This is a genomic window from Mycobacterium marseillense, assembly GCF_010731675.1.
Classification (GTDB): domain Bacteria; phylum Actinomycetota; class Actinomycetes; order Mycobacteriales; family Mycobacteriaceae; genus Mycobacterium; species Mycobacterium marseillense.
Genome location: NZ_AP022584.1, coordinates 4233385 through 4258609 on the forward strand (window position 1 = coordinate 4233385; position 25225 = coordinate 4258609).

Genomic DNA, 25225 nt, shown 5'->3' on the forward strand with positions numbered 1-25225 from the left:
GCCCGCCCATGGCCGGCCTGCACCTGGACAACGCCGCCTGTTCGCGGCAGAGCCTCGCGGTGATCGAGGCCACCGCGCAGCACGCCCGCAACGAGTCCGAAGTCGGCGGGTATGTCGCGGCCGAGGCGGCCGCGCCGGTACTCGACGCCGGACGTGTCGCGTTCGCCGCGCTGACCGGGATGACCGACGCCGAGGTGGTGTTCACCACCGGCTCGCTCAATGCCCTGGATCTGCTGTTGGGCGCCTGGCCGGCAGGAGCGGCGGGCCGAAAACGCCTGGCGTGCCTGCCCGGCGAATACGGGCCCAACCTGGCCGTGATGGCCGCCCACGGGTTCGACCGCCGGCTGCTGCCGGCCCTGGACGACGGTCGCGTCGCGCTCGACGACGCGGCGCTGGCCCTCGACGCCGACCGGCCGGACCTGGTGCATTTGACCACAGTGGCTAGCCATAGCGGTGTGGTGCAACCGGTTTCGATGGTCGCCCAGCTCTGTCGCGAGCTCGAGCTGCCGCTGGTCGTCGACGCGGCGCAGGCGCTGGGGCAGGTGGATTGCGCGGTTGACGCCGACGTGACCTATTCGTCGTCGCGCAAGTGGATCGCCGGGCCGCGCGGTGTCGGGATGCTCGGGGTGCGCCGGGAGCTGATGGAGAGCCTGCGCCCAAGGCTGGCGGCGCCGCAGTGGGCATCGGAGGTCACGGTGGCCCAGCAGCTGGAATTCGGTGAAGCCAATGTGGCCGCGCGCGTGGGGTTTTCGCTCGCGCTGGGGGAGAACCTGGCCTACGGGCCGGCGGCCGTCTGTGCGCGTTTGGCCGAGCTCGGCGGCCTGAGCCGCACGGTGCTTGCCGACGTGGCCGGGTGGGCGGTGGTCGAGGAGGTGGAAGAACCCAGCGCCATCACGACTTTGGCGCCGACCGACGGCGCCGAGCCGGAGTTGGTGCGCGACTGGTTGCTCGCCGAACGACGGATCCTGACCACCTTCGCCGGCGTGCAGCGGGCGCCGCTGGAGCTGGCGGGGCCGCTCCTGCGGATCTCGCCGCACCTGGATACCACGGCCGAGGACCTGGAGACCTTCGCCGAGGCGCTCATCGCAGCGACGGCGGCCACCGCGATCGGCTAGCCGGCCTTGTGCGCCGTCAGCAGGTAGGCCGGCATCTTGATCCGGCCCTTCTCGTCGCGATCGTGCGGCGGGAATTCGAAAGGCGCGTTGGGGATGTTGACGACGTTCGACAGGATGAAGGAGGGGCGAATTTCGTCGACCTCCCAGTACTTGCTGACCGCGGCGCGCAGTTCGTCTTCGTCGACCTCGTTGGGCTTGGTTTCCATCTCGGCGGGGAAGGCGCCCTTGGCGAACACCAGCACGAAGTAGCTGGCGCCCGGTGCCGCGGCGCGGTGGACCGCGCGCAGGTAGGCGTCGCGCCCCTCGACGGGCAGCGAGTGAAACAGCGTGCTGTCGACGACGGTGGCGAACCGTCCGTCGTAACCCTGCAGCGACGTGATGTCGGCCTGCACGAAGGTGGCCGTGGTCAAGCCGCGCTCGCGCGCAGTCTCGGTGGCCGCCGCGACGGCGGTCGGTGTGAGGTCGACACCGACCACGGTGTAGCCCTGCGCGGCCAGACTCAGGGACAGCTCGGCGACTCCGCAGCCCGCGTCCAGCACGTCGCTGCGGAACTTGCCGGCCGCGGCCAGCGCCGCCAGTTCGGGTTGCGGCTCACCGATATTCCACGGCGGCGGACCCTCGAAGTGGGCCTGCTCGCGGTAGGCGCTGTCCCAGTCCATCACTTGATCAGACGACATGGTTGCCAACCTACTCCCAGGTGTGCACTGGCTCGTTGGCGTGCATGTACTCGCAGTAGCGGCGCAGCATTTCGGCCAGCGCGGCGGGCCGGCTCATGCCGCCGTCCTGCAGGACCTGCACGGTGGAAACCTGCCAGGTGGCGCCGTTGCGGCCCGCCCGGGCGCGGCCCTCGATGACCCCCAGGAACCGGTCGCGCACCTCGGCGTCGACGCCCCAGCGCCGCAATCCGTCGTCGGCCAGTGGCAGCAAAGTGTCGAGCACCAGCTCGCGGGCCGCCACCTCCTTCAATCCCGAGCGCCGATCGGGCCAGTGCAGCCGGGCGTCGATGCCGTGGCGCGCCGCCGCCAGAAAATTGGCCTCCGCCACCGCGAAATCCATGCCCGCCCACAACGGCCTGTCCGCCTCGGACAAGCTGCGCAGCATGCCGTAGAAGAAGGACGAATTCGCCAGCATGTCAACGACTGTCGGGCCGGCCGGCAACACCCGGTTCTCCAGACGCAGATGCGGGCGCCCGTCGACCACGTCGTACACCGGACGGTTCCAGCGGTACACGGTGCCGTTGTGCAGCCGCAACTCGGACAGCTGGGGGGTGCGCCCCGCGGCCAGCTCGGCGACCGGGTCCTCCTCGGACACCTCGGGCAGCAGGGATCCAAAGTAGCGGATGTTCTCTTGGTACAGGTCGAGGACCGAGGTGATCCACTGTTCGCCGAACCAGACCCGCGGGCGCACGCCTTGGGTTTTCAGCTCCTCGGGTCTGGTGTCGGTGGACTGGGTGAACAGCTCGATGCGGGTTTCCGCCCAGAGGTGGTGGGAGAAGAAGTACGGCGAGTTGGCGCCCAGCGCCAGCTGCGGGCCGGCCACGATCTGCGCGGCGTTCCAGTTGGCGGCGAACGTCTCTGGGGCCAATTGCAGGTGCAATTGCATGCTGGTGCAAGCGGATTCGGGCGCAATTGTCGCGGCGTGCCAGTTCAGCGGTTCGGGGCCGTCGATGTCGATGGGGAGGTCTTCGCCGCGGGCGGTGAAGATCGAGTCGTTGAGGGCGGCATACCGCGTCGACTCGCTCATCCAGTCGTGATCCAGGTGTTCGGGCATCAGCGTGGGCAGGATGCCGATCATGACGATGTGCGCACCGCCGGCGGCGCCGGCCTTGATCTCGGCCTCGTTCAGGCTGGTCCGCACCTCAGCCTCCAGATCCAGCCCGGTGTGTCCCGGCAGCGCGTGCGGCGGGACGTTGAATTCGATGTTGTAGGCGCCCAATTCGGTCTGGTATGCGGGATCGCCGATGGCGTCCAGGACGTGGCGATTGGACATGGCCGGCTGGTAGTCGGCGTCGACCAGGTTGCACTCGATTTCCATGCCGGTGAGCGGCTGCTCCGAATCGAAGCACGACTGGGCGAGCATCGTCTCGAACACGTTCAGACACAGCTGAACCTTGCGCCGGTATTCGCGGCGGTGTGCGCTGTCGTACGTGGTGCGCTTGACCTCTTCGCCCACACCGCAGATGCAACAGGGTTCCCGCGCGTAACGCAAGCTCTCCGGCGTCGTGGTTCCGGCCGCGCACGCCGGGCGGGTAGACCATGATGGACTTTTGCCGCAAAAGTGTCAGAGCTCACGGGTGGAGGAGAGCAGTTGGCCGAGTTCGCCGAATTCGTGGCCGCGATCGACCAGGGAACGACCAGCACGCGCTGCATGATCTTCGATCACGAGGGTGCCGAGGTGGCCCGCCACCAACTCGAGCACGAACAGATCCTGCCTCAAGCGGGCTGGGTCGAGCACGATCCGGTCGAGATCTGGGAACGCACCTCCTCGGTGCTGACCTCGGTGCTCAACCGCGCCAACCTGACGTCGAAAAACATTGTCGCGCTGGGCATCACGAACCAGCGCGAGACGACGCTGGTCTGGAACCGTAAGACCGGACGGCCCTATTACAACGCGATCGTCTGGCAGGACACCCGCACCGACCGGATCGCGTCGGCACTGGATGGCGACGGCCGGGGGGAGGTGATCCGCCGCAAGGCCGGACTTCCCCCGGCGACCTACTTCTCCGGCGCGAAGCTGCAATGGATCTTGGAGAACGTCGACGGGGTGCGCGAGGCCGCCGAGCGGGGCGACGCGTTGTTCGGCACGGCCGACACCTGGGTGTTGTGGAATCTGACCGGGGGCCCGAGGGGCGGCGTGCACGTCACCGACGTGACCAACGCCAGCCGGACCATGCTGATGGACCTGGAGACCCTGGACTGGGACGACGAGTTGTTGTCGTTGTTCGCCATCCCCCGCGCGATGCTGCCGCGGATCGGGCCGTCGTCGTCGCGGCAGCCCTACGGGGTGACGACCGAGACCGGGCCCGCCGGGGGAGAGATTCCGATCACCGGCGTGCTCGGCGACCAGCACGCGGCGATGGTGGGACAGGTGTGTCTGGCCGAGGGGGAAGCGAAGAACACCTACGGCACCGGCAATTTCCTGCTACTCAACACCGGCGAGACGATAGTGCGGTCCGACAACGGGCTGCTGACCACCGTCTGCTATCAGTTCGGGGACGCCAAACCCGTTTACGCACTTGAGGGTTCGATCGCGGTAACGGGAGCGGCCGTGCAGTGGCTGCGCGATCAGCTGGGCATCATCAGCGGCGCTGCGCAAAGCGAGGCGCTGGCCCGCCAGGTCGACGACAACGGCGGGGTCTACTTCGTTCCGGCGTTTTCCGGTCTGTTTGCGCCCTACTGGCGATCCGACGCCAGGGGCGCGATCGTGGGGCTGTCCCGGTTCAACACCAACGCGCATCTGGCGCGGGCCACCCTGGAGGCGATCTGCTACCAGAGTCGCGACGTGGTGGACGCGATGGCGGCCGATTCCGGTGTGCGCCTTGAGGTTTTGAAGGTCGACGGCGGGATCACCGGCAACGACCTGTGCATGCAGATCCAGGCGGACGTGCTGGGCGTGGACGTGGTGCGTCCGGTCGTCGCCGAGACGACCGCGCTGGGCGCCGCGTACGCGGCCGGGCTGGCCGTGGGGTTCTGGTCCGATCCTGCGGATCTGCGTGCCAACTGGCAGGAAGGCAGGCGTTGGTCGCCGGCCTGGAACGACGAGCAGCGCGCCGAGGGGTATGCGGGCTGGCGCAAGGCCGTGCAGCGGACCCTGGATTGGGTCTCCATCACCTGAGGTGACCCGATCCAGGGTCCGCTGACCGGAGTCAGTCCTCGCCGAGAATGCCGTAGATCTCGCGTCGCGCGTTGTTGAGAATGTCGACGATGCGCTGCTGCTGCTCGGCCGAAGCGGTGTGGGCGGACTGCCCGACCGCGCCGAACAGCTGGCCGATGGCCGCCCTCAGGTTCAGGTGACCGGGGTCCGCGCCTTCGGTGATCTCGTCCCACGGCGGGGTCTCGATCTTCTCGGCCGCGCCGCGGCCCTGTTCGGTCAGTTCGAAGAGCTTCTTGCTGCCCGCGGTTTCGCTCGCGGTGATCAGGCCTTCGTCGTCGAGCAGCTGCAGGGTCGGGTACACCGAGCCAGGGCTCGGCTTCCACAGCCCGTTGCTGCGTTCGGCGATCTGCTGGATCATCTCGTAGCCGTGCATCGGCCGCTCGGCCAGCAGGGTCAGGATGGCGGCTCGCACGTCACCGCGCTTGCCGCGGCCCGGACCGCCACGGCGCCAACCGCCGCGCCGGCCGCCGGGACCGAAGCCGAAGCCGGGGCCAAAGCCCGGGCCGAAACCGGGGCCGAAGCCAAGTGGGCCGTCGTAGCCGCCGGGGTGGCCGCCGGCGTGATCGCGCAGGTGCTCGCGGAAGTCCCGCCGCGCCTGGCGCCGTGCCTCGTGCAGGGCGCGGCGGTCGACCGGGCCTGCGCCAAAGCCGAATCCGAAACCGGGCCGGCCGCCGAATGGACCCTCGGGAGGGGTGAATGGGTTGCTCATTTTCTGTCCTTACGTTCATGGGCTGCGCACCGGACGTGCGCTACGGAATATCACGATATATCGGAAACTAACGTGATGCAACGGGATATGTCCAGAAATACCGCTTCCTAGCGCTGAGCTGCGGAAATCCGCGGCCCGACTGCCCGGCCCGATCCCGTGGGCCGGTTTGCACAGGGCAGGCGGCGGGTAGGAACTGTTGGATGGACGCTGACAACGACGTGACGGTCGATCGCGGGGCCGCCGGGGCGGCGTCGTTGGGGGATGGTGCCCCGCGCCGGAACCCGTGGCCCTGGGTGAACTGGGGATTGGCGCTGTCGACGGTGCCCGCCGCCGCGATCGTGATGCTTTTTGCCCTCGGTGGCGTGATGAGCACCGCCGGTTGCAGCGACCGCAGTTGCCCCAACCTCGGCCACGGCGGCATCGACTTCGGTGTCGCGTTCTACGGCGCGCCCGCGGTCGCGGTCGTCGTCATCGTCATCTCGGTCTTCACCGCCAAACACCGCGGCGGCATCGCGGTCCCGCTGCTCGGGTGGGCACTGCTGATCGCCGACGTCGCCCTCATGGCGGCGAGCGTCGCCGGTTAGCGGCGGCCGTCAATGAGGCGGTGCGAATCCGCCCGGTGAACTTCCGTAGCCCGGCCCCGGGGCCGGCGGTCCTGGCTCCGGCCATGGCGCCGGGTATTGCGGCGCCGCCCCCGGCGGGACGCCCGGCCAGCCCGGCGCGGGCGCGGTCGGGCGCAGCCGCGCCAGTTCGCGGCGATGCCGCTCGGCGAGAACGGCGGCCAGCACCAGTTCCGGCGGTGCCCCGGGTGGCGGTGGCGGCGCAATGCGAGCCACGACGTCACCGGCGATGCGGTAAGCCATCTGCGTGCGTAGCTGGCGGTCGAGCTGCGGTGCCCGGGAAAGGAATTGGCGTGCGACTTCGGCTTGGCCGACGGAGAGCCCCGACAACTGCAGCGACGCCGCCCACCAGGCCAGCGCCGGAGGCATCACCGGCGGCGGCCCCAGCCGGGGTCCGCGCTCGTTGACCACCACCGTGCCGGCGAAGATGTCGCCGATCCGTTTGGCCTTGGGCGACAGGATGCTGCAGATGACGGCGGGGCTCCCGAAGAGCATCCAGATCTCCACCAGGGAGGCCAGGGCGCGAAACAGGGCCTGGCGGAAGCGTTCTGGGCCGCCGTCGTCGGACACCACGCGCAGGCCCAGGGCGATCTTGCCCACCGAGCGTCCCCGTGTGGCGGTCTCGAGGATCAACGGGTAGCCGACAATTACCAGCACCGTAAATATCAGCAGGATGGCGTTGCTCAGCGCGGTGTCGAACTGAGTCAGGGTGGCCGCCCACAGCATCAGCCCGAGCAGGTAGCCGATCACCATGACGGCAATATCGATCAGTGCGCTCACCGTCCGCACCGGCAGCTGGGCGATCTGCACGTCCAGCACCACGGCGTCCCCGGTCACCACCTCCGACATAACTTCGAACGGTACAGGCCGGGCGGGTGTGGCCGGCCGTACTTGGTTGTGCCCGCGGGGCGATTAGGCTGCCCAGGGTGGACGTCGACGCATTCGTGCTGGCCCATCGCGGCACATGGGACCGCCTCGATCGATTGATCGGGAAGCGGCGGTCGCTGTCCGGCGCGGAAATCGACGAACTTGTCGAGCTCTATCAGCGGGCGTCCACGCAACTGTCGATACTGCGTTCGGCGTCGTCGGATTCGATGCTGGTCGGCCGGCTCTCCAGCCTGGTCGCGCGGGCCCGTTCCGCGGTGACCGGCGCCCACGCGCCGCTGAGCAGCACATTCACCCGGTTCTGGACGGTGTCGTTCCCCGTTGTCGCGTACCGGACCTGGCGGTGGTGGCTGGCCACCGGTGCGGCGTTCTTAGCGGTGGTTGTGGTCATCGCGCTGTGGGTCGCCGGCAGTCCCGAGGTGCAGTCAGCGCTCGGAACGCCCAGTGACATCGAGCAATTGGTCAACCACGACGTGGAGTCGTACTACAGCGAGCATCCCGCCGCCGCGTTCGCGCTGCAGATCTGGGTGAACAACTCCTGGGTTTCCGCGCAATGCATCGCGCTGTCCGTGGTGCTGGGGCTGCCCATTCCCTTTGTGCTGTTTGAAAATGCCGCCAATCTGGGCGTGATCGCGGGCCTGATGTTCCCGGCCGGCAAGGGCGGCGTGCTGCTGGGATTGCTTGCCCCGCATGGGTTGTTGGAGCTGTCAGCGGTCTTCCTCTCGGGGGCGGCGGGAATGCGGCTGGGATGGTCGGTGATCTCGCCCGGCGACCGGCCCCGGGGGCAGGTGCTGGCCGAACAGGGCCGTGCCATCGTCTCGGTGGCCGTGGGCCTGGTGGCCGTGCTCGGTGTCTCCGGGTTGATCGAAGCGCTGGTGACACCGGCGCCGCTACCGACCGTCGTACGGGCCGGCATCGGCATCATCGCCGAGGCGGCGTTCTTGTCCTACATCGTCTACTTCGGCCGCCGGGGGGTCAAAGCCGGGGAAAGCGGCGACATCGAAGACGCGCCGGATGTGATCCCCACCGGCTGAGCGCGCCAAAGCTACAGGCGCCCGGTTGCTTTCATCGCCAGGTAGTGGTCGGCGAGGGCGGGCGCCAGTTCGGCGGGCGGAGCGTCGACGACTTCCACCCCGGAGCGGCGCAGCCGCGTGGCCATGGTGCCGCGATCGTTGCGGGATCGTTCGGCGGCGGCGGCGTCGTACACCGCCGCGGCGTCCGAGCGGCCGGCGGCCATCTGGTCGACCCGGGGGTCGGAGACCGCGGCCAGCAGCAGGTGGTGCTTGGCCGACAGCTGCGGCAGCACGGGTAGCAGCCCCTCGTCGAGGGCGGTTGGATTGAGGTCGGTCAGCAGCACCACCAGCGAGCGCCGGCGCGCCCGCAGCGCGATCGCGGAAGCCATTGCCCGCCAATCGGATTCGACGAGCGTGGGCTGCAGGGGCGCCATCGCGTCGACGAGCTGGGCGAGCAGTTCGGTGCGCGAGGCGCCGAAGACGCCGGCCCGGCTCACCCGGTCGTGGGCCAGGAAGTCGACATTGTCGCCCGCCCGCGACGCGAGCGCGGCCAGCAGCAGGGCGGCATCCATCGACCAGTCCAGCCGCGGCCAGCCCGCGGGATCGGAGGCGGTCGGGTCGACGCCCACCCGGCCCGCCGCGGTGCGGCCGGTGTCGAGCACGATCACCACGCGCCGGTCGCGTTCGGGGCGCCAGGTGCGCACCACCACGTCGGCGCGGCGCGCGGTGGCGCGCCAATCGATCGAGCGCACGTCGTCGCCGACGACATACTCTCGCAGCGAATCGAATTCGGTTCCCTGCCCGCGCACCAGGGTGGGCAGCAGGCCGTCGATCTCGCGCAGCCTGGCGAGGCGCGACGGCAGATGCTTGCGCGACAGAAATGGTGGCAGCACCCGTAGCTGGCCGGGCACCGATTGCGAACCTTGCCGTCCCGCCAGGCCCAGGGGCCCGATCGATCGCGCGGTGATCACCGTGGCGCGCTGGTCGCCGCGGCGCACCGGTTCGAGTCGGGTCGCGACGTGCTGATCGTGCCCGGCGGGGATGTCCACCGGGTGGGTGCGCGGGTGCGCTCGCGCGCTGGGCGGCCACGCGTCACGGATCTGGCCGCGGAACCGGCGCCGGCCGTCGTTGTGGATCGACAGCTCACAATCCACCTGCTGCCCCAGTCGGGCGGAGCGATCCGGAGAGCGGACGTAGCGCAGGCTGGTGGTGCGGGCCGCCAATCCGACGTCGACGGCGACGGCGACGGCCAGTGCCACCAGCAAGGCCACGAAAGCCGTTGCCGGCCAAGGTGAGACGGCGATGGGCAGGACGCAGATCAGCGCGACCAGCCCGGTGCGTCCGGTCAGGACCACTAGCGTGGCACCGGAACCGACGCCAGAATCCCGTCGAGCACGCCGTCGGGCGTGGCGCCCTCGAGTTCGGCTTCGGGTCGCAGCATCACCCGGTGCCGCAGCGTCGGGCGGGCCATGGCCTTCACGTCGTCGGGGGTGACGTAGTTGCGGCCCGACAGCCAGGACCAGGAGCGCGCCGTGGCCAACAAAGCCGTCGCCCCGCGGGGGGACGCGCCCAGCTGCAGCGCGGGGGAAGACCGGGTGGCCCCGACGATATCGACGATGTAGCCGAGCACCTCGTCGGCGACCAGCACGTGCCGTACGGCGTCGCGGCCGGCGGCCAGGTCGGAGGGCCCGGCCACCGGCTTGATCGCCGACAGGTCGCGGGGGTCGAAGCCGTGCGCATGCCGGTGCAGGATGGCGATCTCGGCGTCGCGCGGGGGCAGCGTCACATTCAGTTTGAGGAGAAAGCGATCCAGTTGGGCCTCAGGCAGCTGGTAGGTGCCCTCGTACTCGACCGGGTTCTGTGTCGCGGCGACGATGAAGGGGTCCGGCAGCGGCTGGGATTCGCCCTCGACGCTGACCTGACGCTCCTCCATCGCCTCGAGCAGCGCGGCCTGGGTCTTGGGTGGGGTGCGGTTGATCTCGTCGGCGAGCAGCAGGTTGGTGAACACCGGACCGGGCCGGAACACGAACGCGGCGGTGCGCGCGTCGTACACCAGGGAACCCGTCACGTCGCCGGGCATCAGGTCGGGGGTGAACTGCACCCGCTTGAACTCCAGTTGCAACGCCGCGGACAGGGCCCGGACCAGCAGTGTCTTCGCCACTCCCGGAACGCCTTCCAGCAGCACATGCCCGCGGCACAGCAGCGCGATCACCAGTCCGCTAACCACGCCCTCCTGCCCGACGACGGCCTTGGCGAGTTCGGCGCGCAACGCCAGCAGCGCCTCGCGTGCCGATTCGGCGGTGGGGGACTCGGCGGTTGACGGTTGTGTCACGGGCGTGCGACCTGCCTTTCGATGTCGTCGAGCGCACGGGCAAGTTGTAACAGGTCATGGTCGGTCGTCGGGGGCGGACCGAACAGATGGTAGGAGACGAACCCGGGATCGGAACCGGTGCGCTGGGCCACGGTGGACACCACCGCCGCCGGTGCGGCGCCCGCGCCCAGGCCGAGTCGCGGCAGCAGCCGCGCCACCGCGGCCGCGCGCAGCGCCGCGGCGGCGCGATCGCGTGCCCGCCGGGACCGATACAGTCGGCCGCGCCCCTCGACGGTCTCCGACGCGCGCACCACCACCGGCAACTCCTCGGCCACCAACGGGCCGGGCCGGCGACCCTTCCACGCGGCGACCAGCAGCACCACCAGCGCCAGTTGCCACACGATCCAGCTCACGTTGGGTGGAATCAGGTCGAAAAGTGATGCCTTGGCCGAGGATTCACCCTCGACGTGATGGGGTGTGTACCACACGAGCCGCGGCCGGTCCCCGGCCAGGTTCATCGCCAGCGCGGCGTTGCCCGCTTGCAACAGGCTGCCGTTGGTCATGAAGTCTGTGCTGCCGACCGCGGTGACGACCCGCCCGCCGTCCCGGAAGCGGATCAGCGCGCCTTCGTAGCAGCGGGCCATCGCCCGACCGTCCTTGGCCTTATAGGTGTTCGTCGGGCCGAACCGGACCGAACCGGACCGAACCGCTTCGCGCAGAGTGCAATTCGGCTCGCTGTCGAAACCGCTGGCGCCGGACACATCAATGCCCGGCAGCAGCGCCTCGCGGACCCTCGTCGTCGGTTCCACCAGCAGCAGATCCGAATGGATCTTGCCCAGCCGGTCGGCCACCGCGTCGCTCAGATACTGGCTCTGGGCCACCAGGATCAGCGCGTCGGGGCGCGCCGCGCGTTCGACGTCGGCGATGTTGTCGGCCACGACGACGTCGACGCCGGCGTTGCGGAGCAACTCCACCAGTGCATGCGCGCCGTCCGGGCCGGTCGACGCCGGATCCATCCGCGCGCCCGGGCGCGGCGCGGTCAGGTAGGCATCGACCCCGGCGATGACGGCGAGCACCAGCAGGATGACGACCACCCAGCGCCAGGAGCGCCGGCGCCGGGGCGCGGTTTGTTGGTGGGCATCGGTGATCGTGGCCATCACCGCACCTGCGCCCACGAGTCGGGGACGGCGGGGCTGCCGGCCCCCGCCGGGACCCCCTGCCAGCGGGACCGCAAGTGGTCGTCGAGGTCGGCGATCATCTGGTAGGCGTTCTGGGTTCCGGGCTGCTCGCCGTAGGTGACGTCGTTGAAAGCCGTTGCTGCTTGCGACAATTCGCCGGCAAGGTGGGGCAGCGCGGCGCCGGCGTCGCGAGCCAGCTCGTTGGCGGTGCGGCCGGGCGCGGCCGCCAGCACACCGGTCTCCTCGAGCTGGCGGGCGACGGCGCGTAGCCGGTGGCGTATCGCCGCCGCCCAATCGCCCTGGGCCGCATAGCCCTCGGCCGTCGCGCGATGCTGGGCGGCCGTCAGCTGCGCGGCCTCGAACAGCAGATGGTCACCGCCGCGGCGGGCGCGCATGGTGCGCCGCGCGACGTGGACGGCGACCACCACCGCGATCGCCAGCAGGATCAGAAGCACTGTCGCCGTGAACCATCCGCCCGGCACCGTCGACGCCTTGTGCAGCATCCGGTAGATCAGGTCGTTGAGCCAGTCGAGGAACTGGTCGCCGGCCGAACCCTTGGAATAGATCGGCTTGTCGAGTTCGTCCTGCGCGGCGCGGTGCGCGGCATCGCGGTCGATGTCGATGGAAGGCATGCTCAGCTAGTCCTCGCTCGGCCGTTACTGCGGCCGCGTGAGCCAGAGATGGTCGGTGGAAGCGGCCGCGTAGGGTCCCTGGGCGGCTCCGGTCTGCAATACCAGGTCGAACGCCTCGGCGCGCATCCGGCGGTCGGTGTAGAGCAGCACGATGACTCCGGCGTTGAACGGTGCGGTGATGATCTCGCCGATCGCCGCCCCCACGGACAGAATCGCGGTGCTGATCAAGAAAGCCGCGCCGGACGAGGTGATCTGGAAAAACTGGCCGGCGATGCTGAACGGTACCGCGACGGCGTTCGCGACGATGGAGGCCACCAGGAAAGTGAGCGTGCGGATGCCCAGCACCCGCCAGAAGCCGTTGCGGATCAGCTTGAACGATCGCGTGATCGCGTCGAGCACGGGGAGCCGCTCCAGCACGATCAGCACCGGGGCGAACAGCACCACCGTGTACAGGTACACCAGCGCCGCGACGACGGCCAGCACCAGCGGGATGCCGAACACCACGGCCGCCGCCGCGCTGCCGATGGCCGCCAGCACCCCGATGATCACCGCGACCAGTCCGGCGAGGGCGGCCACCACGACGGCCTCGACCAGCGCCAGGCCGAGCAGGGCCGGCAGCCGCCCGCGAATCCTGGCCCAGGTTTCGCCGATGGTGATCGGCGACCCGAACACCGCCCGCCCGACGATGACGGTGAGCATTCCGGACAACAGCATGCCGCCCAGCCAGCCGACGAGGAGGCCGGCACCCACCGACGCTGTCCAGGCGCCCAGGACCCCCGCGGTCAAGGTGTCGGACTCGCCGGTGGTGAACCGGTCGTGGGCGGCCAACGGCCCGAAGAAGGCGACCTTGGTGATGATCTGCATGACCACCACGACGATCGCGGTCAGGCCCAACGTCGCTTTCGGATTGGCGCGGACGTAGCCGACCGCGCCGTTGAAGATGTCGCCGAGGGTGAGCGGCCGCAGCGGGATGATGCCGGGTTTGACCGTGCCGTAGCCCGGCGGCGGCCCGAAGGGGGGCGGCGGCCCGTAGCCCGGCGACCCGTAGCCCGGCGGGGGTGGATAACCCGGCGGGGGCGCGTAGCCCGGCGGGGGACCATAGGTCGGGTAAGGCGGGGGCGGGCCGTATTGAGGTGGTGGGCCATACGCCGGCGGCGGGCCAACCGGATAACCAGGCGGCGGCGCGCTCACCGAACCCCGAGGCCTTGCAAACTCGCTCTGCAGCCGGGCGCGTCGTTCGTCATGGGCTCCATCCTGTCGGCGGTCGTGGCATTTCACAATGTTGAGCGCGTTCACCGCGCGTAGCGTCTCAGGCATGGCGGAACTCAAATCCCGGCTCCGGACGGACCTGACCGCGGCGATGAAGGCCCAGGACAAGCTCCGGACGGCCACCCTGCGCATGCTGCTGGCCGCGATCCAAACCGAGGAAGTGTCCGGTAAGCAGGCCAAAGAGCTGACCGACGACGAGGTCATCAAGGTGCTGGCCAAGGAATCGCGCAAACGCGGCGAATCCGCGGAGATCTACACCCAGAACGGGCGCGGAGACCTCGCCGCCAACGAGCACGCCGAGGCCCGGATCATCGACGAGTACCTGCCGACGCCCCTCACGGAGGCCGAGGTGGCCGACGTCGCCGACACCGCGATCGCGCAGGTGGCCGAGGAAATCGGCGAGCGCCCGAGCATGAAACAGATGGGGATGGTGATGAAGGCCGCCACCGCGATCGCGGCCGGCAAGGCCGACGGTGCCCGCTTGTCGGCCGCCGTCAAAGAGCGCCTTTAGCCGCACCGGTTCGGCGGTGTCGTTTGCCCTCGGGGCAGCCGGGTACCCAACTGCGCATGACCAATTTTGGCTACACTTTGATGACCGAACAGAGTGGACCCAAAGAGCTTGTCCAGTATGCCATTTCGGCCGAACAGCGCGGTTTCGACTTTCACGTCTGCAGTGATCACTTCTCACCGTGGCTCAGCTCGCAGGGACACGCGCCCAACGCCTGGACGGTTCTGGGGGCGGTGGCGCAGGCCACCGAACGGGTGGACCTCTACACCTATGTGACGTGTCCGACGATGCGGTATCACCCCGCCATCGTCGCCCAGCAGGCCGCGACCGTGCAGATCCTGTCCGACGGCCGGTTCACCCTGGGCCTGGGCAGTGGGGAAAACCTCAACGAGCACGTCGTCGGCAAGGGCTGGCCGGCCGTCACCCGTCGCCAGGACATGCTGCGTGAGGCCATCAAGATCATCCGGGAACTGTTCGGCGGGCAGCTGGTGGACTTCACCGGCGACTACTTCCAGGTCGACTCCGCGCGGCTGTGGGACGTGCCCGACGTCCCGGTCGGCATCGGGGTGGCCATCGGCGGCACCAAGGCGATCGACAAGTTCGCCAAGCTGGCCGACCACCTGATCGCCACCGAACCGAAGGCCGAGCTCGTCCACGGCTGGCACGGCGCCCGGCAGGCCGCCAACCTGGCCGGTGGCGGCCGGGTGATCGGCCAGATACCGGTGTGCTGGGACCCCGACCGCGACACGGCCGTCAAACGCGCGCACGATCAGTTCCGCTGGTTTGCCGGCGGCTGGAAGGTGAACGCCGACCTGCCGACCCCGGCCGGCTTTGCGGGCGCGACCCAGTTCGTCCGCCCCGAAGACGTCGCCGACACCATTCCCTGCGGCCCCGACCTCGACGCCATCGTCGAGGGCGTCCGGCCCTACTGGGAAGCCGGGTTCACCGACATCGCGCTCATCCAGATCGGCGGGGACACCCAGGAGCGGTTCCTCAAAGAGGCCGCCGAGCCGTTGCTCGCCGCGCTGCGTGAGGCAGCGAACTGATCGGCGGGAAGGCAACGATGAGCGCCCGATCAGACGGCACCACAGCCACATTGGTCAAGGCGCTCGGCGGTGTCAGCTTCGCCCTGGGCATCAGCGAACTGGTGGCACCGGGGAAAGTCGCGGCGATCGCGGGTGTGGACGACACGGCCCGGACGCGGCGGGTGATCCGCGCGCTCGGAGTGCGCGAATGCGGCCACGGCGCGGCGTTGCTGGGCGGTCCCGACAAGCTGGTGTGGACGCGCGTGGGCGGGGATGTCCTGGACATGGCCCTGTTGGTCGCGGGTGTTGCCGCCCGGGGCCCCGGGCGGCGGCGCCAGGGCATCATCTGTGCGGCCGTCCTTTCCGGGATCGGAGCCCTGGACCTCTATACGGCGTTGCGGACTCTTTGATCCGAGATGAATCGTCGATCGCAGGAAGGAAAACGGCGATGTCAAACGAACTGCAAGGAAAGAAAATAGCGTTTCTCGCGGCCGACGGTGTGGAAAAGGTTGAACTCGAACAACCGCGCGCGGCGCTGCAAGAGGCCGGCGCGCACATCGAAGTGCTGTCGCTCAAGGACGGCGAAATCCAGGCGCGCAACCATGATCTCGAGCCGGCCGGGACCTTCGCCGTCGATCGGAAAGTGTCGGAGGCCTCAGTGGACGAATTCGACGGCCTCGTGCTCCCGGGTGGCACCGTGAACCCGGACAAGCTGCGCATGGACGACGACGCCGTCTCGTTCGTCCGTGATTTCGTCAGGTCGGGGAAACCGGTGGCCGCCATCTGTCACGGACCCTGGACGCTGGTGGAAGCCGGTGTGGCAGTGGGCCGCAAGCTGACGTCCTACGCAAGCATCCGCACGGATCTGCGCAACGCGGGCGCCCACGTCGTCGACGAAGAGGTGGTCGTCGACGGCAATTTGATCACCAGTCGGTCGCCATCGGACCTCCCGGCCTTCTGCGCGGCGATCCTCAAGCAGTTTGCCCATGCGACGGCCGGTTAGCCATGGCCACTTTTCGGCCGGTCGGTTTGAATGCCTTGGTTTGCGGGCATTATCCCGCCAGGCCGTGATCAGCGGCGATCCGTATTGGGTTCTCGAAAGGCCAACAGTGACGACCACATATCCCGAGCCCGCCGTCTTGCCCACGCAGAACGTCTATCAGCCGCAGGAGGATTCCAGACTGCTGGTCGACGTGATGCACGACACCGGTCTGATTCCGGGACGGCGAGTTCTGGACCTGTGCACCGGGAGCGGCTTCGTCGCGATCGCGGCGGCGGCGATGGGCTGCACCGACGCGACGGCCTTCGACATCTGCCCGCAGGCGGTTCGCTGCGCCCGGAGCAACGCCGCGGTTGCCGGCGTCGATGTCGACGTGCGCGAGGGGTCGTGGATAGCAGCAGTCGAGTGTGCGCCGTTCGACGTCGTGGTGTCGAACCCGCCCTACGTGCCGACGCCGCCCGGTGCCGAGCTGCAAGAAATTTGCCCGGCCGCCGGACCGTCGTGGGCCTGGAATGCCGGCCGAGACGGACGGCTGATCCTCGACCCCCTGTGCGAGTCGGCGCCGAAGTTGTTGCGCGACGGCGGATCCCTGCTGCTGGTGCACTCGGCGCTCGCCGGTGTCCAGCAGTCGCTGGATTCCCTCAAGTGGGCCGGTATGGACGCGCAAGTGATTGCGTCGAAATGGATTCCCTTCGGCCCGGTGATGACCTCCCGGGCGCAGTGGCTGGAAGACGTCGGCCTGATCCCGCGCGGACGCCGGGAAGAGGAACTGATCGTGATCCGGGCCGAAAAGCGATGAGCCCCACCCGTGTTCAGGTGGTTCCCAACGGGCCGGTGCTGGTATCGGGCCCGGTGCGCATCGAGATGCCCGGCGGCGAGGTCGTCGAGTCCGACCGTTTCATGGTGGCCATCTGTACCTGCCGACGCAGCGGCAGGTACCCCTTGTGCGACACCAGCCACCGCAGATGCAAGCGCCTGAACAAGACGACCGCTACGGCAGCGGCTGCCGCAACGACGTCTGATCCCGCTTCCACGACGCCATAATCGTTTCCGCCAAGCGGTTTTCGACCGCGGCGTGCGCGCGAATCCCGAAGATGACGTCCTGCTCGAGCTGTGGCTCCCTGGCGACAAGATCGCCGACCACGTCGCCGCGCACCACGTGTTCGTGAACCGCGTCGGCCTCCACGTGCTCGCTGTAGAACGTGACGCAGGCCGCCGGTGCCTGCAAACGCTCCAAGGCCCGCACCATCCGCTGGGATCCCGGCGGCGACGTAATCTCGGTCGACGCGAAATGCCCGATCGCCGCGCCGCGCAACGCGCGGTGCAGTCCGAACAGCGACATCAAATTGACCACCGCCAGCGATTCGGCGGAAACCGCGTCGACGTAACCCCAATACGTCGCGTCCAGCCCGGCCGCCGCCAGCAGATCGGCGAACAGCTGCTGATGCAGGCGCGGGCCCTGCCCGGCGCCGTACTCGTCGAACTCCACCGCCACGAAGGCCGCCTTGGCGGTGCCCATCAGGCGGGGGATGGCCCAGGCGTGCGGATCGCCCTCTTTGAGGTGATACAGCGAGCGGTGCACGAAGTATTCGCGCATCTGCTGCCACGTTCCGGTGTCACGCAGGTAATACGACGGGCCGGTGCCGTCGACGGGTTCGACTGAAATCGCCTCCATTTCGGCCGCCGCCGTCCGATCGGGCTCGATGGGCCCGACGTCGCGGCGCACCCCCGCCAAGAACACGCGCTCCAGTTCGGCGCGCAGCGTCAGCAGCGCCGGATTCCACTCCCACGCGGGGTCGACGCCGGCGAAACCGCGGTAGTGCAGCTCGTAGCACACCGATAGCGCCAGCTGCAGATCCAGACCATAGGGGTCGGAATCGCGTACGGATGCGCCGATGCGTGCGAACTGGTCGACCGACGGCGGGCCCGCCAGCGCGCAACGAACGGCTGTCGACAGGGGCCCGTGCGCCGCCGGCAGGACGGGTTCAGTCATGGTCGATGTGCGGGTCACGCCGGTGACTACCCCTAACCGGGGCCCGGCAAACGGTGCCACAACACTTTTCGATGCCCCCTAGCCGGATTCCGTGGGCAATTGGAAGGTGATGTCGGCGGTGGTGCCGGTGGCCGCGGTGTCGAGTTGCGTCGACTGGCTGAGCGCCCTGATCAGCGGCAAACCGCGCCCGCCGTTGACCGGGTTGGCGGCCGGCGCCTTCCACGAACCGTAATCGGTGATCCGGGTGCGCACTTCGCCGTCGCCAAGGCTGGCCTCGACCACCATGGTGCCCGCGACGAAGCCCCGGTAGGCATGCTCGACGCAATTGGTGCAGGCCTCGTTGACGACCAGCACGATGTCGGCGGCCAGCTCATCTGTGATGTGGGCGGCGCGCAGCCAGTCCGCGAGGCGGTGTCTGATGCGAACCAATTGGTCTGCGGTGGCGTCACTTTCGATGCGCAGCGGCGTCTGGTGGTGGCGGTAGATCACCATCGCCACATCGTCGTCATAACCACCTTCGGGCGCCAGTTCACGAAGCACCTCGTCGGCGACGACGTCCAGCGGCAATGGCATCGTCTGCGCCAGAACGTCTGCCGCGCGCTCGATTCCGTCGTCGATCGACTCGTGTTTGCGTTCCACCAGCCCATCGGTGAACAACATCAAAGTCGAGCCGGGCGGCAGCATCCGGGTGGCCTGGGGGCGCGGTTGGTCTCGGCGGACCGCCAGCGGTACCGAAGCGGCGTCGGTCAGCAGGGTCGTCGTCCCCGGCGCGGGCCCGGTGAGCACGGCGGGCATGTGCCCGGCGTTGCTGTATTGCAGCACCCCGGTTTCGGTGTCCAGGATCGCGAGAAAGACGGTGGTGCAGTAGGCGTTCGGGATCAGCGATGCCGCCGAGTCGAGTTGATCGAGCAGCACCGCGGGCTCGGCGCCGTTGATCAACAGCGCCCGCGCCGAACTGCGTAGCTGTCCCATGATGGCCGCGGCCGGCAGGCCGCGACCCACGCAGTCGCCGACGACGATGCCGATGCGGTGATCGCCGATCGGCAGCACGTCGTACCAGTCACCGCCGATCTCCAACGGCGGCACCGCGGGTTCGTAGCGCACCGTGAAACCCGACGGGGGTTCCACCGGCGGGAGCATGGCGCGCTGCAACGTCAGCGACGTCTCGCGGGCGCTCTCGAACTGACGGACGTGCTGCATGGCCAGGCTGAGATGGCTGATCAGCACGGTGACCAGCAGGCGGTCTTCGCCGCTGACCCAGCGAGGTGTGCGCAGCTCCAGCCACAGCGCCAGGTCCCCGGTGCCGGAGAGCACCGCGACCAATCCCTGCGCCTTACCGGGATGATCGGGCGCCTCAACGGTTTTCGCCGTCAGCGGCAGCTGCTGACGCGCGTCGGTGAACGTGTGACGCAACCATGGATCCAGCTTGCGCCACGACGTTTCCGAGGGTTCGCCCGCGGCGTGGACCGTGGGGTCTCCCTCGCCGCCGGGCCACAAGACCGCGACCACGCGTTGCACATCGATTGCCGCGCGGCACTCGTCGAGCGTGATCGACAGCAACTCGTCCACGCTCTTGGCCACCGCCACGGCCGTGGCCAGGCGCAGCACCGCGCTCTCCCGCGCCGCGAAGGCGCGTTCCGCGGTGATATCTCGCACGGTCCCGACGTAGGCGTCGCGGTCGCTGCCGGATTCCTTGACCGCGTTGATGCTCACCTTCACCCAGGCCAGATGCCCGTCACCGTGGCGTATCGGCGTTTCGTAGTCGGCCCTGCCATGGTTCATCACCAGGCCTATTTGTTCGGCCGCCGTCTTGGTGTCGACCAGCCACGGGTGCGGCCACCGATACGGCAAACCCTCGGTGGGAAAGCCGATGATGTCGATGAAGGCGCTGTTCATTTCGATCACCGAGCCCTCGTGGTCGGCGACGAAGAATCCCTCCTGCAGCGAATTCACCAGCGCGTTGCGGAATTTGTCGCGGTCGGCCAGCCCCTCGGCGCGGGCCCGCTGTTCCGCGTAGCGCTTGTTGCCGTCGATGAACCCGCGCATGGCCACGTCGAGCGGAACCAGCAGCTGCAGCAGGAATTCCAGCGCGATCGGCCCATCGATGCGCACGTCCTTCGCGATCTCGAAAACCAGCCGGACGTGGTTCTCGACGATTTCGAGCAGGCTGACTTGATTCTGTAGGGCGGTGCGGCCCAGCTCGTATCCGATCGCCAGGCTGGCCTCGTCGCGAGCGTCCAGATAGGTCCGCAACGCGGTGGCGTACTGCGCGTGAAAGCCGTCCGTGGAGATGTCGTCGCTCACGTCGAGGCCCCCCTGTGCCGCGCCGTCAGCACCATCGCATCGTCGGTTTCCTTAGCGTCCTTCCCGAGGAGTTCTTCAGCGATGGCCACGGCGGCGGCCGAGAAGTCGATGTGGTCCAAGTAGTCTTCGGCGATTCCGTCGGTCCGCATCACGAGCAGGTCTCCGGGACGAATCGAAACCACCTGTGCGGGCCTGATTTCCGGGATGCGGTAGCCGACGATGCCCGAGGTGATGCGTGCACTGGATCGGACGTGGACACCGGTCGGTGCCTTGGCCACCAGATCCGCGGACACGTTGCCAACACCGGCCCACGTCAGCACATTGGTGCCAAAGTCGACCCGCGCCAACGTCATTGCGACCCCCCTGGTGCCGGCTAACACCCGGTGGCAGAGCTGAATCAAAACTTCTATCCGCTCGGAACTGGCGCGGTCGACCGTATCGATAGCACGCAGCGCGGCTTCGGCGGCAGCAGGCCCATGGCCGAGGCCGTCCACCACGCCGAAAAGCGCTGCCTCACCGTCGATGTCGACCGCGATACCGCGATCACCGGAGGTGTACTCGCTGGGCAGAGGGCGACCCGCCCTCGCCCACTCGATGGGTCCGAAACGGCCGTTTTCATGCACGAGGAGGGACCCATTTCCACATCTCGATAACGGTGCCCTGGCCGACCGTGGACTCGACGACCAACCGGTCCATCAGGCGGCGCGCGCCCGGCAACCCCATTCCCAGTCCGCGGCCGGTCGAATAGCCGTCTTCCATCGCGCGTTCGATGTCGGCGATCCCGGGCCCTTGATCCTCGGCGCGCACCACCAGGGCCTTGCGGCCGTCCCGGTCGGCCACCCCGACCCGGACGGAGCCGCGGCCCGCGTAGCTGGTGATGTTGCGCGCGATTTCGGAGATCGCGGTGGCGATCATCGTGACGTCGGTCAGCGAGAATCCCAGATCGAGGGCGAGCTGGTGTCCCGCCTTGCGGGCTTCGACGATGTCGTCGGGATTGTCGATGGCGACGACGATATCAGCCGCCACCATCGCGCCCGATCGTCGGTTTCCGTTGCGCCAGTTGGCGATTCAGAAGAGATAAGCCCTCTTCCAGGTCCAGCGCGGTGTTCATGTCGTCGAATGCCAGGCCGAGCTGGACCATCGCGAACGCCACTTCCGGCTGCAGGCCGACGATCACCGTGTCCGCGCCGCGCAGCCGGGTCATGTGCGCGATCGTGCGCAGCGACCGGGCCGCGAAGGAATCCATGACGTCGATGGCCGTGACGTCGACGATGATGCCCTGCGCGCGGAACCGGCTGACACGTTCCATGAGGTCATAACGCAGCCGTTCGGCGTCGGAGTCTGACAGCGCGGCCTGCACCGACGCGATGAGGATCGAACCCTGTTTCAGGATCGGTACTGGCATGCGGCGCTCGCGTTCCTAACTGTCAACCGGTCTGCTCGCCGGTACGAGTCACCTCGTAGCCCAGCAGTCGCTCGGCTTCCTCGATACCGCCCTGCAGGTCACCGACCGCGTTCATCTTCGACAGGTCCAGGCCGATCGTCACCAGCGTCAGCGCAATCTCGGAGGACAGGCCGGTGATGATCACGCTGGCGCCCATCAGCCCCGACGCGTCGACGGTCTGCACCAGGTGGTTGGCCACCGTCGAGTCGATGGTCGGCACACCCGTGATGTCGATGACCACCACCTTCGCGCGGTTGGCGCGGATGGCGCGCAGCAGCTGTTCGGTGACCTGGCGGGCGCGCTGGCTGTCCAACACTCCGATGATCGGCAGGATCAGCAACTGCTCACGCACCTGCAGCACCGGCGTCGAGAGCTCCCGGATCGCCTCCTGCTGCTGGCGGATGATGCGCTCACGTTCCTGCACGAAGCTGACCGCCACGGTGTTGGCGATCCGGTTGGCGGCGGGCTCGTAGGCGTCCAGCACCCGGTTGAGCATCTCGAATTCGGTCTGGTACTTCTCGAACAGCGAGCGCGCCAGCACGTCGCGCAACAGCAGCACGATGCCGACGACCTCGTCGGTTTCCACGCCACGCGGGATGATGCGTTCGGACAGGTCGCGGGCGTAGGCCTGCAGCGCCTCGACGCTACCGGTCTCGAGCACCTCGACGTAGTTGTCGTAGACGGCCGTCGCTTCGGAAAAGAGCTCCTCGGGCGTCATCGCGGTGAGCAACTCTGCCTCGGTGATGCGGCGGGCCCATTCCTCCCGCAAAACGGTCCGATTCTGCCGTAGATGCTGAACGAGCTGGGGCAACAACCCCTCGCTGGAAATGCCGACGACTTGCGCTGTGGTGCCGGTACTGTTGAAATCCGACGGCGAATCCGACATCTGGCCTCCCGAGTGCCCCGTCACGCCCTGCGATCTGGCAGTTCCTGTTGCGAGACTAGCCTGGGTTGTCGCGGGGCACGGGTAGAGGGCATATTCTTCTCGCAGTTCGTAACGCAGGCTAGGGTTGAACCACGCTTAAGGCACCCAAGGCCCAGGACAAAGGATTGCCATTGTCAGCTCCTGATTCGATTACCACGTTGGTTGAAGACCACGACGGCGTTTCTGTGGTCAGTGTCAGCGGCGAAATCGATTTGGTCACGGCTCCTGCCCTGGAACAGGCCATCGGCGCGGTCGTTGCGGAGAGTCCCACGGCACTGGTCATCGATCTCTCAGCGGTGGAATTCCTCGGCTCGGTCGGGCTGAAGATCCTGGCCGCGACGTACGAGAAGCTGGGCAAGGACACCGGGTTCGGTGTGGTCGCGCGCGGCCCGGCCACCCGACGGCCGATTCACCTGACCGGTCTGGACAAGACCTTCCCGCTGTACCCGACGCTTGACGACGCGCTGACCGCGGTGCGGGACGGCAAACTCAACGGCTAGTAACCGGGCCTCCGCCAGCCATGGGTGTCGATCATCCGGAAGACGACCAGCGATGGGACCGCAGCCAGCGCGGTGAAACCGAAATCGAACGCCTGGACCGCAATTGGAACAGCCTGTTGCAGGAGCTGCGCGTGGTGCAGACCGGCGTCCAGCTGCTCACCGGGTTCTTGTTGACACTGCCGTTCCAGCAGCGCTTCGACGTTCTCAGCGGACCGATGCGGATCGTGTATCTGGCGACGGTGGGTTGTTCGGTGGGCGCAACGGTGCTGCTGATCGCCCGGTCGCCATTCACAGGCTGCTGTTCAGGCGGCACCGCCTCCAGGCGCTCGTATCGGCCGCGCACCGGTGTGCCTACGCCGGGCTGACGTTGCTGGGAGCGGCGCTGACCGGGGTGACGGTCATCATCTTTGTCGCGGTGGCCGGGGCTACGGCGGGGTTCATCGCCGGAGCGTGCGCAGTGGTGCTGTTTGCGATCTTCTGGTGGGCGTTACCCCTGTCGCTGCGCACGCACGGAATGTAGTCAGCCGCCGGGCACCCATTCCGCGATTCGGGTGGTGTCCAGATGATCGAGCAGGTCTTGCGGGTCGGCGAAGATCGGGGCGGCCCCGGCCTCCTGCAACTCCGCGCGGGCGATGCCGCCGCTGAGCAGTCCGATGCACGGCACGTGCGCGCCCGCCGCGGCGTGCGCGTCCCACACGGCATCCCCGACGAACACGGCGTGCCCGGCGTCCACCCGGGCCCGGTCCAGCGCCACCTGCACGATGCCCGGTTCGGGTTTGGCGGTGTCGACGTCACGGGATGACGTGGTTTCGGAGATGACGTCGTCGCAATCGAGCACCTTTCGCAAGATCTCCAACTCGTCCTCGGGCGCCGAGCTGGCGAGCACGACCTGCAGTCCCAGGTCCGCGACGCGGCGCAGCAATGCGCGGGCCCCGGGCAACGGCTCCAGTAGCGCGGTGATCTCCCGGTAGTACTGGCTGTGCTTGTCGCTGAGGCGCTCCTGCACGTCGTCGGGGGCGTCGTCGGACAGCGCCCGCACCAGCCTCGAGCCGTCCATGCCGATGCAGCGGTGGATCTGCCACGACGCCACCACGATGCCTTCGGCGTCGAACGCGCGCCGCCACGCGTGGACATGCAGGTAGTTGGAATCCACCAGGGTGCCGTCGACGTCGAAGAGGACGGCGGGTGCGCCGCCCGCACCCGATCGCAACGTCATGTGGCGGGCATACCCACGCCGGGGCGGGCTGACACCAGCCGCTGGTGCGGCGTCGTGGTGGCCCGCGCACCGGCGTCGACGTCGATGCCGGTCCTGCGCGCGAATAACGTTGGCACCCAGCGGCTCTCACGAACGGGCGCTTAGGGTCGGCCCGCGGGCCGCCCGGTCGGTGGCACCGGGCCGGCGGGGGAGACCTCCTGGCGCGTAACTGGCGCGGAAGGGGATGCGGGCCGCGGCCGAAATTTCTTTTCCCAGAGTGGTGTAGGGCGTGCGCGAACGGGGTACTGCCTGCGCCACGGGTGAGTACAGGAAAGTGCGTCAGCCCGTTTGAGAGCAGGGAGGAACTCCGATGGCGACCACCACTGACTACGACGCACGCCGTGTATCCGACAACGACACCCAGGACAAGTCCCCGCTGCGCGAGCTGGCACCAACCCTGCACGGGGCCGCCACCACCGTGGCCGACGAGGACCCCAATGATGTCCACTTCTTCGAGCTGCCCGGCGCCGACCTGTCCGGGGAGGAGCTGACGGTGACCGTCATCCCCCAGCGGGCCGACGAGTTCACCTGCTCGAGTTGCTTTTTGGTGCAGCACCGCAGCCGGATGCGTCGCTCCAGCTCCGGCCTGCCGGTCTGTGCCGACTGCGCGTAACGCGCCGATAGCTCCGCTCGGCCGCGGCTAGGGCCACCACGCGCCTGCGCCGA

28 protein-coding genes and 1 pseudogene are annotated in these 25225 nt (G+C 68.4%); 13 read left to right on the forward strand and 16 right to left on the reverse strand.

Going from position 1 to position 25225, the window contains the following annotated elements:
- The first annotated feature begins 8 nt into the window (after window positions 1–8).
- On the forward strand, window positions 9–1115 hold the full coding sequence (gene egtE, locus G6N26_RS19570; RefSeq protein WP_232067616.1) for an ergothioneine biosynthesis PLP-dependent enzyme EgtE: 1107 nt from the start codon (window positions 9–11) through the stop codon (window positions 1113–1115).
- Here the strand turns inward: egtE and G6N26_RS19575 are convergent.
- Entirely contained in the window at window positions 1112–1792 is a 681-nt protein-coding gene (locus G6N26_RS19575; protein WP_083016547.1) for a class I SAM-dependent methyltransferase, read from the reverse strand. The genes egtE and G6N26_RS19575 overlap by 4 nt on opposite strands.
- A 10-nt stretch (window positions 1793–1802) precedes the next feature.
- Complete coding sequence (locus G6N26_RS19580) at window positions 1803–3287, reverse strand: glutamate--cysteine ligase (protein ID WP_083016543.1); 1485 nt, start codon at window positions 3285–3287, stop codon at window positions 1803–1805.
- A 135-nt stretch (window positions 3288–3422) separates the two neighbouring features.
- Between G6N26_RS19580 and glpK the strand changes: the two genes are divergently transcribed.
- A complete protein-coding gene (gene glpK / locus G6N26_RS19585; protein ID WP_067166457.1) occupies window positions 3423–4949 on the forward strand; it encodes a glycerol kinase GlpK in 1527 nt (508 codons plus the stop codon).
- A gap of 31 nt (window positions 4950–4980) precedes the next feature.
- On the opposite strand, the gene G6N26_RS19590 is transcribed toward glpK, so the two are convergent.
- Window positions 4981–5697, reverse strand: coding sequence for a PadR family transcriptional regulator (locus G6N26_RS19590; RefSeq protein ID WP_067166452.1), 717 nt, complete (start codon window positions 5695–5697; stop codon window positions 4981–4983).
- A gap of 200 nt (window positions 5698–5897) precedes the next feature.
- On the opposite strand from G6N26_RS19590, the gene G6N26_RS19595 reads away from it, so the two are divergent.
- On the forward strand, window positions 5898–6281 hold the full coding sequence (locus tag G6N26_RS19595) for a hypothetical protein (protein ID WP_067166448.1): 384 nt from the start codon (window positions 5898–5900) through the stop codon (window positions 6279–6281).
- 9 nt (window positions 6282–6290) lie between these two features.
- Here G6N26_RS19595 and G6N26_RS19600 read toward each other — a convergent pair whose 3' ends face one another.
- Window positions 6291–7166, reverse strand: a complete 876-nt coding sequence (locus G6N26_RS19600; RefSeq protein ID WP_083016540.1) for an RDD family protein — start codon at window positions 7164–7166, stop codon at window positions 6291–6293.
- A 77-nt stretch (window positions 7167–7243) separates the two neighbouring features.
- Between G6N26_RS19600 and G6N26_RS19605 the strand changes: the two genes are divergently transcribed.
- Window positions 7244–8236 (forward strand): stage II sporulation protein M, encoded by a 993-nt coding sequence (locus tag G6N26_RS19605; RefSeq protein ID WP_067166441.1) that lies wholly within the window; start codon window positions 7244–7246, stop codon window positions 8234–8236.
- An 11-nt stretch (window positions 8237–8247) separates the two neighbouring features.
- Here the strand turns inward: G6N26_RS19605 and G6N26_RS19610 are convergent, their stop codons facing one another.
- Genes G6N26_RS19610 through G6N26_RS19630 form a run of 5 tightly spaced genes read right to left on the reverse strand, consistent with a single transcriptional unit; the run spans window position 8248 to window position 13653 of the window.
- Complete coding sequence (locus G6N26_RS19610) at window positions 8248–9570, reverse strand: DUF58 domain-containing protein (protein WP_083016538.1); 1323 nt, start codon at window positions 9568–9570, stop codon at window positions 8248–8250.
- A complete protein-coding gene (locus G6N26_RS19615) occupies window positions 9570–10547 on the reverse strand; it encodes an AAA family ATPase (protein ID WP_083016536.1) in 978 nt (325 codons plus the stop codon). Before G6N26_RS19615 ends, G6N26_RS19610 begins: the two co-directional genes overlap by 1 nt.
- Window positions 10544–11683 carry a DUF4350 domain-containing protein gene (locus G6N26_RS19620; RefSeq protein WP_083016534.1) on the reverse strand — a complete coding sequence of 380 codons (1140 nt, stop codon included), beginning with the start codon at window positions 11681–11683 and terminating at the stop codon, window positions 10544–10546. The genes G6N26_RS19615 and G6N26_RS19620 overlap by 4 nt, the downstream gene beginning before the upstream one ends.
- Window positions 11683–12336, reverse strand: a complete 654-nt coding sequence (locus tag G6N26_RS19625; protein WP_083016532.1) for a DUF4129 domain-containing protein — start codon at window positions 12334–12336, stop codon at window positions 11683–11685. Before G6N26_RS19625 ends, G6N26_RS19620 begins: the two co-directional genes overlap by 1 nt.
- Before the next feature lie 24 nt (window positions 12337–12360).
- Window positions 12361–13653: a hypothetical protein gene (locus G6N26_RS19630; RefSeq protein WP_179960236.1), complete on the reverse strand. Its 1293-nt coding sequence runs from the start codon at window positions 13651–13653 to the stop codon at window positions 12361–12363.
- Here G6N26_RS19630 and G6N26_RS19635 point away from each other — a divergent pair.
- The 6 genes from G6N26_RS19635 (at window position 13652) to G6N26_RS19660 (ending at window position 17182) form a co-directional block, all read left to right on the forward strand.
- Window positions 13652–14116, forward strand: coding sequence for a GatB/YqeY domain-containing protein (locus G6N26_RS19635; protein ID WP_067170418.1), 465 nt, complete (start codon window positions 13652–13654; stop codon window positions 14114–14116). The genes G6N26_RS19630 and G6N26_RS19635 overlap by 2 nt on opposite strands.
- A 56-nt stretch (window positions 14117–14172) precedes the next feature.
- Entirely contained in the window at window positions 14173–15159 is a 987-nt protein-coding gene (locus G6N26_RS19640) for an LLM class F420-dependent oxidoreductase (protein WP_067170414.1), read from the forward strand.
- Window positions 15160–15176: 17 nt separating this feature from the next.
- Window positions 15177–15548, forward strand: a complete 372-nt coding sequence (locus G6N26_RS19645; RefSeq protein WP_067170410.1) for a malate dehydrogenase — start codon at window positions 15177–15179, stop codon at window positions 15546–15548.
- A gap of 38 nt (window positions 15549–15586) precedes the next feature.
- The gene (locus tag G6N26_RS19650) at window positions 15587–16141 is read left to right on the forward strand and encodes a type 1 glutamine amidotransferase domain-containing protein (RefSeq protein ID WP_067170407.1); all 555 of its coding nucleotides are present in this window, start codon (window positions 15587–15589) and stop codon (window positions 16139–16141) included.
- Window positions 16142–16247: 106 nt separating this feature from the next.
- Window positions 16248–16937, forward strand: coding sequence for a HemK2/MTQ2 family protein methyltransferase (locus G6N26_RS19655; RefSeq protein WP_067170404.1), 690 nt, complete (start codon window positions 16248–16250; stop codon window positions 16935–16937).
- A complete protein-coding gene (locus G6N26_RS19660; protein ID WP_072501144.1) occupies window positions 16934–17182 on the forward strand; it encodes a CDGSH iron-sulfur domain-containing protein in 249 nt (82 codons plus the stop codon). Before G6N26_RS19655 ends, G6N26_RS19660 begins: the two co-directional genes overlap by 4 nt.
- Here G6N26_RS19660 and G6N26_RS19665 read toward each other — a convergent pair.
- The 6 genes from G6N26_RS19665 to G6N26_RS19690 form a co-directional block, all read right to left on the reverse strand.
- Complete coding sequence (locus G6N26_RS19665; protein WP_083019095.1) at window positions 17130–18131, reverse strand: iron-containing redox enzyme family protein; 1002 nt, start codon at window positions 18129–18131, stop codon at window positions 17130–17132. The genes G6N26_RS19660 and G6N26_RS19665 overlap by 53 nt on opposite strands.
- 78 nt (window positions 18132–18209) lie before the next feature.
- Window positions 18210–20435: a SpoIIE family protein phosphatase gene (locus G6N26_RS19670; RefSeq protein WP_083019093.1), complete on the reverse strand. Its 2226-nt coding sequence runs from the start codon at window positions 20433–20435 to the stop codon at window positions 18210–18212.
- Complete coding sequence (locus G6N26_RS19675; RefSeq protein WP_083019091.1) at window positions 20432–21058, reverse strand: SpoIIE family protein phosphatase; 627 nt, start codon at window positions 21056–21058, stop codon at window positions 20432–20434. Before G6N26_RS19675 ends, G6N26_RS19670 begins: the two co-directional genes overlap by 4 nt.
- Entirely contained in the window at window positions 21051–21461 is a 411-nt protein-coding gene (locus G6N26_RS19680) for an anti-sigma regulatory factor (RefSeq protein ID WP_067172250.1), read from the reverse strand. Before G6N26_RS19680 ends, G6N26_RS19675 begins: the two co-directional genes overlap by 8 nt.
- Window positions 21451–21840, reverse strand: a complete 390-nt coding sequence (locus G6N26_RS19685) for an STAS domain-containing protein (RefSeq protein WP_008263312.1) — start codon at window positions 21838–21840, stop codon at window positions 21451–21453. Before G6N26_RS19685 ends, G6N26_RS19680 begins: the two co-directional genes overlap by 11 nt.
- 22 nt (window positions 21841–21862) lie before the next feature.
- Entirely contained in the window at window positions 21863–22765 is a 903-nt protein-coding gene (locus G6N26_RS19690) for an STAS domain-containing protein (RefSeq protein WP_067172228.1), read from the reverse strand.
- 170 nt (window positions 22766–22935) lie between these two features.
- On the opposite strand from G6N26_RS19690, the gene G6N26_RS19695 reads away from it, so the two are divergent.
- On the forward strand, window positions 22936–23304 hold the full coding sequence (locus G6N26_RS19695; protein WP_008263316.1) for an STAS domain-containing protein: 369 nt from the start codon (window positions 22936–22938) through the stop codon (window positions 23302–23304).
- Between the two features lie 20 nt (window positions 23305–23324).
- A pseudogene (locus G6N26_RS19700) lies at window positions 23325–23824 on the forward strand (DUF6328 family protein).
- Here G6N26_RS19700 and G6N26_RS19705 read toward each other — a convergent pair.
- Window positions 23825–24520 carry an HAD family hydrolase gene (locus G6N26_RS19705; RefSeq protein WP_083019089.1) on the reverse strand — a complete coding sequence of 232 codons (696 nt, stop codon included), beginning with the start codon at window positions 24518–24520 and terminating at the stop codon, window positions 23825–23827.
- 349 nt (window positions 24521–24869) lie between these two features.
- Here G6N26_RS19705 and G6N26_RS19710 point away from each other — a divergent pair, with 349 nt between their 5' ends.
- Window positions 24870–25172 (forward strand): DUF4193 domain-containing protein, encoded by a 303-nt coding sequence (locus G6N26_RS19710; protein ID WP_083019088.1) that lies wholly within the window; start codon window positions 24870–24872, stop codon window positions 25170–25172.
- The last annotated feature ends 53 nt before the right edge of the window (window positions 25173–25225 follow it).

Excerpts from the sequence above, each read along its gene's own strand:
- G6N26_RS19705 (WP_083019089.1), bottom strand. The coding sequence starts at position 24,520 with ATGACGTTGCGATCGGGTGCGGGCGGCGCACCCGCCGTCCTCTTCGAC.
- G6N26_RS19600 (WP_083016540.1), bottom strand. The coding sequence starts at position 7,166 with ATGTCGGAGGTGGTGACCGGGGACGCCGTGGTGCTGGACGTGCAGATC.
- G6N26_RS19710 (WP_083019088.1), top strand. The coding sequence starts at position 24,870 with ATGGCGACCACCACTGACTACGACGCACGCCGTGTATCCGACAACGAC.
- G6N26_RS19685 (WP_008263312.1), bottom strand. The coding sequence starts at position 21,840 with ATGCCAGTACCGATCCTGAAACAGGGTTCGATCCTCATCGCGTCGGTG.
- G6N26_RS19660 (WP_072501144.1), top strand. The coding sequence starts at position 16,934 with ATGAGCCCCACCCGTGTTCAGGTGGTTCCCAACGGGCCGGTGCTGGTA.
- G6N26_RS19575 (WP_083016547.1), bottom strand. The coding sequence starts at position 1,792 with ATGTCGTCTGATCAAGTGATGGACTGGGACAGCGCCTACCGCGAGCAG.
- G6N26_RS19630 (WP_179960236.1), bottom strand. The coding sequence starts at position 13,653 with ATGCCTGAGACGCTACGCGCGGTGAACGCGCTCAACATTGTGAAATGC.
- G6N26_RS19665 (WP_083019095.1), bottom strand. The coding sequence starts at position 18,131 with ATGACTGAACCCGTCCTGCCGGCGGCGCACGGGCCCCTGTCGACAGCC.
- G6N26_RS19635 (WP_067170418.1), top strand. The coding sequence starts at position 13,652 with ATGGCGGAACTCAAATCCCGGCTCCGGACGGACCTGACCGCGGCGATG.
- G6N26_RS19625 (WP_083016532.1), bottom strand. The coding sequence starts at position 12,336 with ATGCCTTCCATCGACATCGACCGCGATGCCGCGCACCGCGCCGCGCAG.
- G6N26_RS19650 (WP_067170407.1), top strand. The coding sequence starts at position 15,587 with ATGTCAAACGAACTGCAAGGAAAGAAAATAGCGTTTCTCGCGGCCGAC.
- G6N26_RS19690 (WP_067172228.1), bottom strand. The coding sequence starts at position 22,765 with ATGTCGGATTCGCCGTCGGATTTCAACAGTACCGGCACCACAGCGCAA.
- egtE (WP_232067616.1), top strand. The coding sequence starts at position 9 with ATGGCCGGCCTGCACCTGGACAACGCCGCCTGTTCGCGGCAGAGCCTC.
- G6N26_RS19645 (WP_067170410.1), top strand. The coding sequence starts at position 15,177 with ATGAGCGCCCGATCAGACGGCACCACAGCCACATTGGTCAAGGCGCTC.
- G6N26_RS19595 (WP_067166448.1), top strand. The coding sequence starts at position 5,898 with ATGGACGCTGACAACGACGTGACGGTCGATCGCGGGGCCGCCGGGGCG.
- G6N26_RS19590 (WP_067166452.1), bottom strand. The coding sequence starts at position 5,697 with ATGAGCAACCCATTCACCCCTCCCGAGGGTCCATTCGGCGGCCGGCCC.
- G6N26_RS19640 (WP_067170414.1), top strand. The coding sequence starts at position 14,173 with ATGACCAATTTTGGCTACACTTTGATGACCGAACAGAGTGGACCCAAA.
- G6N26_RS19620 (WP_083016534.1), bottom strand. The coding sequence starts at position 11,683 with ATGGCCACGATCACCGATGCCCACCAACAAACCGCGCCCCGGCGCCGG.